Raw genomic sequence first — 12,412 nt, forward strand, 5'->3', positions numbered from 1 at the left:
TATTATTGGTATTTTGTTATATTCACGTAGTTTCAATACAAAAAAAATTCAGTTTGATGATAAAAATTTGATTTATACTTAATAAATCAAAAATATAAGCATTAACTATTAAGCTCTTCTAAAAGATTCACAAAAACAAATGGATTACGAAACTTCATATTCTCATTATCCCATTTGGATTGTAAATATTCAAAGCCTGCGTTTGCATAGCCTTCCATTTGTCTTATAAGTTCAGTAACAAATGTATTGATTAAATCTTCACTTGCATTTTCCAATTCAATCCAATTAAATCCAAATTCTTCTGAATTATTAAGTAGCAGCATATTAATGTAATCGCGCATTGAGGTTGGTTTCCAGTTAGAAAAAACGAAAAAATCGTCGGTTTTATCATTACCCAGAATATATTTAGGTGTACCTAATTTATAACCAATTATAAAAGCATACATATATGTCTGATAAAATGCACCGAAAGATGAAAAATCTCCCTTTCCTGTAGAATCACCTTTATTGGAAATAGCTTCGATTAATGCTCGGTACTGTGTATTATATCTTGGTCTTTTTTGACCGATTAAATCTCTTAATTGTGAACCATCCATAATATTTATCCTTTATAACATTTATTTTTTGTAACTAAATTTGTTGTATCAGCTTTTTCTTCGATCACATTTACATAGAATGTACCTGGAATCTCTCCATTTTCCATCTTTTTCAGAATTCTCTTACCTAAAGAATTTAGGAAATCCTCAGATTTTGGATCATACAACTCCTTTATAAAAATGATACTTTGTGAAAATACATTCGGAGCTATCTTGAAAAAATTATTGATAAAATTGTCTCCAAACTCAGAAAAAGGTGCATCTGAAATAAATGGATAATTAAATTTTTTATTCCCAATTTTGGATGAAATGATAGCCATTATGATAGATAACTGCTTCATTCGCTGAAAGCCAGTACCTAGTCCAGTTAATTCACCGTCATTAATATTTTTAATACAAACTTGAACTGTACCATCAGCTTGCTTTGAAAAATTCAATTTGCCACCTTCTGCTAAATTTCCTTGTGTAAGCTCATTATATTTCTTATTGGCATTAATTTCTAAAGATTTTAATATTTCATCAAAAATTCGCTCTTTAGTGATTAGAAGAATTGATTCTACATGACACATCATATCTCTGAAATCACGATAGTTTTTAATCTCACTGTTAGCATTGATACCATTTAGTTCATCTTTAATCTGGTTAAGCCTTGTTTCCCATTGCTTTATTTGTGCTTCAGCCTTTTTAATATCTTCATTTTTCTTTTCAATAGTTTTCTCGGCAAGAGTATAGTCTGAAATATTTTGCCGGTCTTTATTTTCTAAATTATTTTCACTTCCACCAGCATTCAGAAATTCCAGTTTGGCAATTTCCTTTTCTTCTTCTTTTTGATTAATTACTACTTCTAGGTTGTCAATTGCTGTTCTATATTTTTCGATAGACTTTGAGAGCTCAGGAATACTATTTAAAAATGAGCTTACAGTAGTTTGAATTCCACCATAAAATGAAGAAAAATCATTCTTACTAGAACTTTCAGAAGATTTAGGTCGTTTCAATACCATTTCAATGTGCTTCCACTCTTCTGAATTTTTTAAAGCGGGGCGATCACAAATTTCACACCATTCGGTATCAAGTATTCTTTGTAAAGAAGATTTATCAGGAGAATTTGGCGGCAAATATAACATTGTTGGATCTGCTGCTATCTTATTTATTGTACGTTGTTCAGCCAGTTTTATTATAAGATTCTTATAATTATTTGAAAAAGAGGTGATTTGCTTTTCTAAGCCCATTAGCAGCCAAGGAGAACTTTCTGAAAACAACATTGAAGTAATGTTTCTTTCATTTTCATTCTTTTTGTCTTTTAATTTATCTATTTCATTTTGAAGAGTTTTTTGTATTCCTCTAAATCTCTCACGATTTTGAGCATTCAATAATAGTGCCTCCAAAGTGTTTTTTTTATTTGTCGCTTCAGATAATTCTGTCTTGTATATTTCAATTTGTTCAAAAGTTCTATCAATGCGCTTTTCTATTTCTTCACTTTCTTGAATTAAATCTGTTATTCTTTTATTTGCTGAATTAATCTCTTTTTCTTTAATATTAGAAATTGCTTTCGCTCTTTGAGATAAATCTTTACTTATTTCACAAATTTCAATGAGATTTCTTATCCCTGCTAAGGCTTCAATAGTAGAAGATAAACCGTTGTGAGAGGATAAATCCACTAATTGTTCCATTGATTCGCCCTGTAACAAGGCATAATTCATTAATTCAACAGGGATTATTTTTTTAACAATTATTTCTTTATCTCTTTGGTCTAATATTGGAATATCTTTATTATCTATAGTTTGCAAAATATTCAATAGTTCATTGGTATTCCAATTATCACCCATTTTTTGAAATTGAACTATTTTTGAAACTGAATACTTATTTGCATTCTCAATAAATGTAATATTTACTCCCATTTCAAAATTGGTTTCTTCTTGAAATGCTTTACCTGAGGCCATTTTCTGAAATGAGGACGTTGCATTAACCATTCGTTTTAAGTCGGAATCATAAACAGTATCTTTTAAGATCCAAAGAATACCATTGTAGAACTTCGATTTGCCCATATTGTTATCGGCATTTATAATATTGATCCCTTCTTTGAAGTGATATGTGTTCTGTTCAAAACTTCCATAGTAATTGTAGAAGTTCTTAAAACTGATTGATTTTATGATTGCTGCCATAACTATAATTGCATGATCTGTTTCTGAATATTCTGAAAAACTGCATTCTTATCCCTATGATTTTCTTGCCCATTAATTATTGCTTTAACGATTTCAATAACAGGATAATTGGACTTTGTATTAAATGTCTCTTTCTCCAAATTATCTTTTGGAATTTCAAATATATCTTGAAATTCAGGCGATTTCAACACCTCTTTGAAAATTTCTTCACCTGTCATATTATTATATTTATTGGTTTATACTTAAAATTAGTTCAGATAATATCAAATCATAAAACCGTGCTACTTCGTCAAGAGATTGAAGAGCACCAGTATAATTATTTGTTGCTAAATTGGCAAAATATGCAACTCGATTTAATTCACCTTTAACCAAACTGCGTTCCATATGCCAAAATTCTTTAGAGTAATATGGAGATTGAAAATTAGGTACAACGACCATATCATAGATATGTGCAAATGTTTTTTCCTTATGTTTACGGAGTAAACGACCTCGTCTTTGAATAAACTGACGAGGATTTCCTGTACTAGAAGCAAAAATACCGTACTCTGCTCTAGGTACGTCAACACCCTCATCCAAACACTTCATAGCAAACAATACATTTATTTGCCCATTTTCAAAACCTTGTAAAATCGTTTTTCTTTCTGATTTGTTGTTTTTCCCAGTGTATGTATTACAAGTTGTTTTAGGGAAAATTTCTTTTGTTAAATCGAGCATTTTTTTTAATATTCTTTCCGTGTATCTTTCTTGAACAATATCAAAATCGGATTTTGAATATATAAGAGCTTCATCTGAATCAGACACTTTATTGCCTTCCGGAACATAAACAAAACAATATTTTAACTTATCGCTACCGATTTCTTTTATTATATCTTTAAATATTCGCATTTTATCATCGGCTTTGTGTAAAATGCGTTTGCGGTCCATTTTTAATTTATTTGCTTTATTTTCATCTTTATAAGTTCCGGTCGATTTGTCAAAAAGTCTGAGTAGTTGAAATGAAATATCAGCATATTTTTTCATTTCAAGATTATTCAGATAAGCCATTTTGGGATAATAACAATATTCCATCAAGTATCCTTCTTCTATTGCTTGACTCATGGAGAAATTGAACACAAGGAGGTTTATCGTTAAAAAAACTTTCTAACTCTGCCGTTCCTTCTTCGTCGTATATTCTGCTTGGGGTTGCTGATAATGCTATTCTCCTTTTGAAATGCAATGTTCGAAAAATTGCCTTAACAGATTCAGATCCTATATTATGTGCTTCATCAGCAATAACAATCAAACTATCTGGCAATTCTGGCAAAATTTGTTGAAAGTCTTTGCTAGTAAAAGATTGATATGTTGATACTAATACAAAACTAATTTTTTTACCTCTACTGACTTTGTCTACTAAATTGACAATTTGTTGTCTCCACCAAGGATTTTCCGAAAAGATTGTAATTATATTTTTAAAATCAAACAGAGCAATTTCTTCAATCCATTGTTCAACTAATGCAATAGTTGGCACTAATATTAGTAATTGGTAAATACTTTCATTTTTATATTCTTGAAGTGCACAATTCAATGAAGTAATAGTTTTACCAGTTCCAGTTGCCATAGCAAAAATCCCCTGTTTGCCATTATTTAACCATTCTTCATAAGCTTGTTTTTGAAATGGTCTTGCTCCTTCTGGATATTTATCTGGGAAATGAGGTTCTCTTATTGTTATTGAGGATGCCAATACTTCATCTTCAATCGTAGAATTTTTAGATAATTTTTTAATTATTTCATTCTCTTGTATCAGTAATTCGTTTGCCTCCACATTTGGATAGGTTTTTACTATCTCCTGACAGAATTTTTTTGTGGGAAACACGAGTACATTATTTGTTTTGCCATCCCAGATTTCAGCAAAATCTTGTTCGCATATTTCAATTCTTTCTTTGCTATCAGTACCTTTCCAAGAACATGTGCATTCAATAGTTTCAATATTTCTAACTAATGCAGCTGCTGTTAAATTTAAAGAACCTATAAAAGCAACTTTATCATTATTTTCATCTGTAAAAACACCAAACTTTTCATGAGCTAAACCTCCAGTTTTAGGAATAACAACTTTAATCTCAATTCTATTAGTTTGAACAAGGAAAGAAAGACATTTAAAGAAATGTTCATCTCGCTGAGATAATGTTTTTCTGAGGGCATCAAATGATTGAACTATATATTCCTCAAAATCTATTTTTTTATTGTTTTGCAATAGATAATAATCATCTTCTGTAAGGTGTTGATTTATATATAGACGCATGTTACCTCCATTACTAATAAAATGTGCAATACCAACAGAGAGAATATTAAAAGAGGCACTACTGAAATAACCTAAACCCATATCAAAACAATTACTGTTTGACAATGCTATTTCAAAAAAATCGAATGGCAAATCTTTTCTTCCTGTTGAATATCTATATTTAAAATCCTTGTCTTTCAGCATGTTAAATTAATTTTATGAGGTCAATAAACTTATGACGTTGATCATCTGTCAAATTATAATTATGAAAATCTTTCTTTGCCCGCTTAAACCATCCATAAAGAAAATGATCATTCCCAAGTGCATGAGATATGTTTTGGTTTTCTTGTAAAAAATGCTTTAATTTGTTGTAATTCAAGTTCCATTTATAATTATTTATATCTATTTCATATTCGGCATATTTATTTTTGATTCTTTCAACTTCTTTTTGTTGATTTAAGGAAATTTGTTGCTTGCCATTTATAATTCTATACCACCAACGACAAAGAGATTCTTCTTCCAAATCTTCGGAAGATGAAAAAGGAAAATGCTTGTTTTCAAGAATAAATTTTTCAAAATCATTTAATCGTTGCTCAAAATTTTTAAACAGCTTATTTATCAGGTCTTTTTTCTCGAATTCAGTTGGGTACATTTTGCTTGCTAATCCAAACAAATTATTTCCAAAAAAAACGAACCTTTTTAAAGTGTCAATTTGCATACTGGTTCTAACACTGGCTTTAGTTGTTTTTGGAAAATGCTTTATTACATATTTTGTTATTTCGTTTACAGTTTGTGGTAAATTATTTTTCAATAAAAATTCAATAATTGCATCACGGATTGTTCCTGATCTTATATGTTTCCATTCTTTAAGAGTATAAGTACTATTTCTGTTTCTAAATGATATTAATTCATGCCTTTGTAAAAATGGTCGTAATTGTCCGCAATCTATATATTTATGGTTGGGCATAATACTTTTAAACTCTAAAAAGATATCGTCAAGGTGCATTGGACTACCTTTCTGTTTTAATATTTCATAAACTACATCCAATATTTTTCTTTCTTTATTTATAGGAATTTTAATTTTCCCATTAATATCTTCAGAATACAATCCAAACTCTTGTAGCAGAATTTCTCTTGTAATATTTGTTATTTCTATTATTTTTTCAAAATCAAAATTTATCCAATTTTGAGAACTACTAATATAGTCTTCAATATCTAAAAGATATTCTTTTTCGTTCTCAAAAAGAATATTACAAAATTCGATTTTCATTTTCATAAAATCAAAAATTTCAGCATACACTTTTCGTATTAAAAAAGGAGATTTCAAAGAAATATTCTTATTTTTAGAATCTAATCCTCCAAATAGTACGAATGTATCACTAAAAATAGATGCTATTAATTGAAGTACAAATTCATAAGAAAAACTACTATTTTCAATTTCAATACATGTTTGAATTTTAATTGATGATGGATTTAAAAAATTTAAATCTTCAAAAAACTCTGCTAAATATTCCCAATCATTATTGTCATTTTGAAGGAAAAGTTTTTTACAATATTTTTATCCTTTTTAACTTCAAAAACATCATCGGAATTTTTAAATAACTCATCATAAAATTTTTTTTTCGAATTTGTCGAATCCTTTCTTTTGATAAATTATGAACCTGGGATAATTCTTCTAATTTATAAGAATTTATATTTTGAAAAATGTTAAAAGAATCTTTAAAAATTTTTATTTCTGTGTTTTCAGAATTTTTTATTTCTTGTTCTAAAATCCACAACATTGGCAAGTGCCAATATCGATCAACAAATTCTGTTACAAATAAATTTTTTACAATTCTTTCCATATTTAACAATGTCAATTGATGATATTTGTGAAACTTTTAAAACAAGTTCAGCTGTTGACTTAAGCAATTCCCTTTCTATTAAGGTTTTATTGCTTAAAAATTTTAGGAGATCTATGTCTGTTTTAGGTATTTCTTCTTTTTCATTTTGTAAAATAATTGGCCAACATAAATTATTTAATTCTTCAACAGTTTTAACTCCCGCATTTCTAATTTTGCCTTTAAAATTGTCCTTTTTCATTAAAATATTTCACCAAATCATATAAAGTAATAAAGTATTTGCTGTGCAACAATTTGCTGCACGAACTGATAATTGATTATTATCTTTTAAGTACTGTATTGTAATATATTTTAAATCATTTTTTATTAACATATTTCTAATAACCCATTCTCAATTTTATCAATAAGATATTCAAATCCATCCAGATTAGGATTGTCTGTCAATTCTTGATTGATCATTTCCAACCCATCATCGACGTGCATTTTTATATATTTTGGTATATCTTTATCAGTTTTGTATATATTATAATTCACACAAATCATGGAAATATAATAATGGAGGTACTCTCCAAACAAAACAGAATTACTATACTCTTTCCCTTGTGAATTTTTTAAATTTACCAGATCAAGTTTTTTTTCTGTCGATAAAGAATAAGCAAACGCTATTCTTGCAATAATGTTTTCGGCTCCAAGATTCAATTTTCTTGTGAGTTTTGAGACTATTTCCTTATTTTCTTTCGATGTTTTAATGTGCGTAAACATTTATTTTATTTTCTAAGTCATGAAATAGATGTTTCGGCTCACATTCTTCAATATAGGAATTCCCATCTTGATTTTTAATTTTAAATGTTTTAACAATATTAGGTAATAAATCATTAAATTCTTTTTCAGTTAGTTCTTTTTCCAGTAGCGGAAATAAAATCACTTGTCTGGAAATAGATGGATAAAACTTTGAAATAATATTGATGGAATGATTTTTGTCAAATTTTTGTAATGGGCTGTCAATAAAAATAGGGAATTGAATACCTGATTCTTCTACTAATGATTTTAGCAATGCAGAAGCATATAATTGTTGTTCCCCTTTAGATAAAGTCTCCTTCTCAATTATTGACTGAGAGCTATCAAATAAGGAAATTTCTATTATTTCACCATTCAATTCAATTTTTACGTCACTTATGAAATTTTCTTTATGCATCAATAAGTTTAAGTTGGATTTCAATCGATTTTGAAGTGAAAACTTCCTTTCGACTTTATATTTATAAATGAACTCATTTAATTCTTTTAAGAGTCTATCGATTAAGATATCTTTTCTTTCATCGATCTCATCCAATTTTACTGTTTTATTGAGCTCTGACAGAATCCTGGATTTTGAATTTAAATCGACCTGATATGCCCCAATTTCACCATATAATTTATGCTGTTCATTTATTAATTCTTTTATTTTGATATCAATTTTTAACTTTTCTGATTTGTACTTTTGAGTTAAAATATCTGAATCTTTTGCTTCAGCATCTGAAATTTTTCTTAAAATTTTCAAAAGAAAAATCTTATTGTTTTTTTCTTCTTTTACGATTTGTTTGAAAAGAGCATTAAAGGTCAGTTTCAAATTATCAAATATAGAGAAAAATGTATTAGATTGAACTCCATTTAAATCCAAAAGAATTTTATCAATCGTTTCTTCTTGACCTGTACCACTTGATGAAAACGCTTTGGTCATTATTTCAATTATTTCATTCTTTAACAATTCCGGTACATTCTTTTCATCAAATGAATTTTCAATATTCTGTTTTATAGTGATGAATTTATTTTTAATATATTCATTATCAATTTTTTTTTCACTTTTTTTGTTTTCTGCAATTAATTGAAAATAAACTTTTTTTAAATTATTTCCTGCAATAGCAAAGGGAGCCAGTTCCAAAAGGTCTTTTAATCTTGCTTTGATTTCTTGACTTTGTTGTATTAAATTATCTCTCAGTTTTTTGACCTTAATCAATTCTTCAACAGTTATTTTATTTCCTTCTCTGATTAATTTTTCCTGATATTGTTCAGAAATAATTTTAAGGTTTTCTATCTCAGATTCGGTAGCTTTTATTTTAGATTCATTAATAATAATCAATTTTTGAAGATGTTCTATATCGTCATTCAACTTAATTATTCTATTTCTATCAGATGCTGTAGCAGATTTTTTTCTTAATTTTAATTTTAGATTTTCGAGATTTCTTTTTAGATTTTCATATTTATTAATTCCAAGAACCTCTGAATAAGCTTTACTAAGTCTTATTTTTTCATTTAGAGATTGGACCTCTGCCAATGATACTATTTTCTCAGCATCAAAGAAAAAGAACTTAGCTATTTCTCTTGGTAAAATAAAATCATTTATAAAAATATCAGGTCCTACTTCTTTTGTTAACTCATTCTCAAAGTTATCGATAAGGATTATACATTTTTCGGTCTCTTCATCTGTATTGTAAACTCTTCGAATAATAATTTTTTGACATGGTACTGAAGGAATATTAACGTCTGATAATTCAATTTCAACACTGAATTCATTGATATATTGCTTATCATTTTTAACATCTCGGTTTAAAATTATATTTGCAAATTTCTTATAACCACCAGCTTCAAAAATTTCCTTTTTATACTTTTCATCAACTTCCCCGATTAATTTCCCGTAAAATCCCCAAATCAATGCTGTTAAAAATGTTGTTTTACCATATCCATTCAAGCCCGCAATTAACGTTATATTTTTATTGGATTCATGTGAAAATTCAATCTTTTCTAATCCTTTATAAATTCTAAAATTTGATAATATTATTTTGTTTATCCTCATATTAGGCTTTACTTACAAAATTTTCAATGTGTTTTTCAATATCATTTTGCATTCCATATTTAGACAATAACAAAGTTTTAGAATGTTGAATTGCCAATAAATTATTTATTAATTCAAAGTCATTTGGATTATCTATGCAAACATTTTTAGGATTCGTTTTTCGACAGAATTTATGCTATTCGAATTTTCTGTATCTAAAATTCTTCCATAAATTTTTGAATAAATATCACCCACATTAAAATCAAAAATTCCATCTCTATACCAGTAAACTTGGATGGCAATGAGCTCCTGATTCGTGATTAAATCTAATAAAGGTTTAGAAGTTTGAATTACCTTTTGTATTTCTAATAGTTCCCTTAATTTTTTTGCTCGATACTCTGGAGTATAATTTCCTTGATTATGACCATCTTCTGTAATAGCTATTTGTCCATTTCTTCTAGTACCCAATCTGTTAAATGAAATATTTCTTTCTTCTAATAACCTGTTTCTATATTCTAATAATGGCCGCATCCAAAGTTCGCCTTTTTTGATTTGAGCGGACATGGATTTGTCTTCTTTCACGACTGTACAAGTCCAGCATCCAAATCGGCTTTGCCCACATGATGTGTGAGTGTTATCTGTTACAACCGTCGGACATTCATAATCATCTGCACTGGCATCAGCATAAATCTTAAATAATTTTGAATTATCAAATTTCCATGGTGATTCAAATGCATTGATTATATACCATATTTCTTCAACAAGGAGTTCTTTTATTGGAGAATAAACATAAGTATTGTAATGATTAGGATGTTTAGTCAATCTTTTGCCCTTAATTTCATGTTTTTTTATAGAACGTGATCGATTTGCACTTTCAGAGCTTCTTGCTCCTATCAAAATAATTGCTTCTCCTATCTCATTAACTTGTTCAGCTATAAAAGATGATGTTGGTCTTATCTTGAGTTTATCTGTACACCACCTGAAAGTATTATTAGGAATAGGATATCCTTTGCCCAATATATTCACCCAAAAAGTTTCTTCGATTTTTGGTATAGTTTTCTTAACAAAAATTGGCAAATTTTGATTTCTTGCTTCAATTTCAATTTTCTGCAAAACTTCTTCTACATACAATGAAATTATAGGATTTTCAACCATTGTATCATTACAAACTACATAAATAGGCCTCCTTAATTGAAATGGATAAGGCATTTCATTTCTTATTTTTCTAATGCTCTCCAAACTAATGTAAGTAAAACAGTAGAGTCTTTTCCACCACTGAACCCAATAATCCAAGGTCTTTCACTAGGATCAGCATAAGTATATTGATCTACGAGTTCATCTATTATATGCTCAATTCGTTTATTTGTCATATTACTTACCTTGTTTTTCGTCAGTATGCCTCGTCATGTTTAATTTATTTAATTTTTGATTTTAAAATGTCATTTATCACTTCCTCCATAGATTCTTTAATAATAGATTTACTTACCACAGCGTTTTTCTATAAATTAATCGCCAATTTGGATTTTTTCGTATTTTCCTAATATACACAGACCCAAAATTTCCTTTTACTGTGATTTCACCATCCCCACTACTTCCAAAATCATAAAAACCTATTTTTTTTAATTCACCAATTAATTTTATAAAGTGTTCTTTAACACCTTCATGTGAAAATCTAAAAGGATCTTTTAAATCACTATTCATAATTATTTTTTATATCAGTATTTTATACTAACAAAATTAATTAATCATTTTGAATTGATATACAAATGTAAAAGAAATTTGGAAATTGTTTAAACCATCCATTAAAATAGGACCCAATAAACCTAAAGTTTGTATGCGTATTCCAATTTTTCCTGGCATCGAATACCCTTAATTTGGTGTACGATAATCCAATGATTGATACAATTATTCTTGATAATTGGTTTATTTGAAATATCTTTCGCTTTTTTATCGAAAGACATTACCTTTTTTACCAATCTCATACCTTTTGATTCTTTTTCTTTTCCTTTTCTTTTCAAGGGTGGGTCAATTTCGTCCGGATTTTTACACCAGACAATTGACTACCGGATATTCAGTCTTTTCCCCTTTTGATTTCTATACTATTTTCCAGTGCCTGAATTTTATCAAAGTTTAACTGTATAAGCTTGTAGTTGGTATCTTTGACGATTGTGGATATGAGCATGATTCAGGAATTTTGATAAACAAAGGTAGGAAAAAATGAAATAACCTGTGTAAAAAAAATAATCCGGTAGGATTTAATTCGTAAAACCGGTTTCATACAAAAATTTGCATTCAGGTTTATTGAATTGAATTATTCCTGCACTTAAGTGTAAGTTATGTTAATAACCGGTAGTTGAAATTAAGAATGGATTTATGGAATTGTTCTGATCTCCCACATGTTACTTGACTCGCGTCTGGTAGTTGCTGCCAGTGAAGATTGGCGTTAAAGGTCACTTTTTAAACGGTTGCGTTAAGCATGGGTTTAATTGTTCGAGCTTCACATAACTGCCTGCCCCATAAGCGAGAAATCTTAGGTGTTACATACATTTTTTATTTTTCCTTGTATTTTCGTCTTAAAAATCTATTTTCCTTCGTAAATTCAGCTCTTCTATGAAGATTAATATCCAATTTTATCAGTTTTTTGTTTTCTTCATTTTCTATTTTATCTCTGTTTAATGTTAGAATGTATTGAAAATCGTTTGGATGTTCTTCTTCTTGTTTATTTAAAAGTTAAGGCATTGTATTAA

10 protein-coding genes and 1 pseudogene are annotated in these 12,412 nt (G+C 28.4%); all 11 read right to left on the reverse strand.

All coding sequences use genetic code 11. From position 1 onward, the window contains the following. Positions 1 to 101: 101 nt before the first annotated feature. The gene (locus IPH62_19775; GenBank protein ID MBK7107513.1) at positions 102 to 596 is read right to left on the reverse strand and encodes a hypothetical protein; all 495 of its coding nucleotides are present in this window, start codon (positions 594 to 596) and stop codon (positions 102 to 104) included. 5 nt (positions 597 to 601) lie between these two features. Then, positions 602 to 2,758 carry a hypothetical protein gene (locus tag IPH62_19780; GenBank protein MBK7107514.1) on the reverse strand — a complete coding sequence of 719 codons (2,157 nt, stop codon included), beginning with the start codon at positions 2,756 to 2,758 and terminating at the stop codon, positions 602 to 604. 2 nt (positions 2,759 to 2,760) lie between these two features. After that, on the reverse strand, positions 2,761 to 2,976 hold the full coding sequence (locus IPH62_19785; protein ID MBK7107515.1) for a hypothetical protein: 216 nt from the start codon (positions 2,974 to 2,976) through the stop codon (positions 2,761 to 2,763). 10 nt (positions 2,977 to 2,986) lie between these two features. Next, positions 2,987 to 3,778, reverse strand: a complete 792-nt coding sequence (locus IPH62_19790; protein MBK7107516.1) for a hypothetical protein — start codon at positions 3,776 to 3,778, stop codon at positions 2,987 to 2,989. A gap of 7 nt (positions 3,779 to 3,785) precedes the next feature. After that, positions 3,786 to 5,219, reverse strand: coding sequence for a DEAD/DEAH box helicase family protein (locus tag IPH62_19795; GenBank protein MBK7107517.1), 1,434 nt, complete (start codon positions 5,217 to 5,219; stop codon positions 3,786 to 3,788). A gap of 1 nt (position 5,220) precedes the next feature. Next, positions 5,221 to 6,285, reverse strand: coding sequence for a hypothetical protein (locus IPH62_19800; protein MBK7107518.1), 1,065 nt, complete (start codon positions 6,283 to 6,285; stop codon positions 5,221 to 5,223). A 530-nt stretch (positions 6,286 to 6,815) separates the two neighbouring features. Next, entirely contained in the window at positions 6,816 to 7,097 is a 282-nt protein-coding gene (locus tag IPH62_19805; protein MBK7107519.1) for a hypothetical protein, read from the reverse strand. 125 nt (positions 7,098 to 7,222) lie between these two features. Further along, positions 7,223 to 7,618: a DndE family protein gene (locus IPH62_19810; GenBank protein MBK7107520.1), complete on the reverse strand. Its 396-nt coding sequence runs from the start codon at positions 7,616 to 7,618 to the stop codon at positions 7,223 to 7,225. Then, positions 7,602 to 9,686, reverse strand: a complete 2,085-nt coding sequence (locus IPH62_19815; GenBank protein MBK7107521.1) for an AAA family ATPase — start codon at positions 9,684 to 9,686, stop codon at positions 7,602 to 7,604. The genes IPH62_19810 and IPH62_19815 overlap by 17 nt, the downstream gene beginning before the upstream one ends. Position 9,687: 1 nt before the next feature. Then, positions 9,688 to 11,035: pseudogene (gene dndC / locus IPH62_19820) on the reverse strand (DNA phosphorothioation system sulfurtransferase DndC). Positions 11,036 to 11,147: 112 nt separating this feature from the next. After that, positions 11,148 to 11,366, reverse strand: coding sequence for a hypothetical protein (locus tag IPH62_19825; GenBank protein ID MBK7107522.1), 219 nt, complete (start codon positions 11,364 to 11,366; stop codon positions 11,148 to 11,150). Positions 11,367 to 12,412: the final 1,046 nt, after the last annotated feature.

The organism is Ignavibacteriota bacterium (assembly GCA_016708125.1).
GTDB lineage: Bacteria > Bacteroidota > Ignavibacteria > Ignavibacteriales > Melioribacteraceae.

Bases quoted from the DNA above. Each gene is read 5' to 3' on its own strand.
- IPH62_19775 (MBK7107513.1), bottom strand. From the start codon at position 596: ATGGATGGTTCACAATTAAGAGATTTAATCGGTCAAAAAAGACCAAGA.
- IPH62_19790 (MBK7107516.1), bottom strand. From the start codon at position 3,778: ATGAAAAAATATGCTGATATTTCATTTCAACTACTCAGACTTTTTGAC.
- IPH62_19825 (MBK7107522.1), bottom strand. From the start codon at position 11,366: ATGAATAGTGATTTAAAAGATCCTTTTAGATTTTCACATGAAGGTGTT.
- IPH62_19780 (MBK7107514.1), bottom strand. From the start codon at position 2,758: ATGGCAGCAATCATAAAATCAATCAGTTTTAAGAACTTCTACAATTAC.
- IPH62_19815 (MBK7107521.1), bottom strand. From the start codon at position 9,686: ATGAGGATAAACAAAATAATATTATCAAATTTTAGAATTTATAAAGGA.
- IPH62_19800 (MBK7107518.1), bottom strand. From the start codon at position 6,285: ATGAAAATCGAATTTTGTAATATTCTTTTTGAGAACGAAAAAGAATAT.
- IPH62_19805 (MBK7107519.1), bottom strand. From the start codon at position 7,097: ATGAAAAAGGACAATTTTAAAGGCAAAATTAGAAATGCGGGAGTTAAA.
- IPH62_19785 (MBK7107515.1), bottom strand. From the start codon at position 2,976: ATGACAGGTGAAGAAATTTTCAAAGAGGTGTTGAAATCGCCTGAATTT.
- IPH62_19810 (MBK7107520.1), bottom strand. From the start codon at position 7,618: ATGTTTACGCACATTAAAACATCGAAAGAAAATAAGGAAATAGTCTCA.
- IPH62_19795 (MBK7107517.1), bottom strand. From the start codon at position 5,219: ATGCTGAAAGACAAGGATTTTAAATATAGATATTCAACAGGAAGAAAA.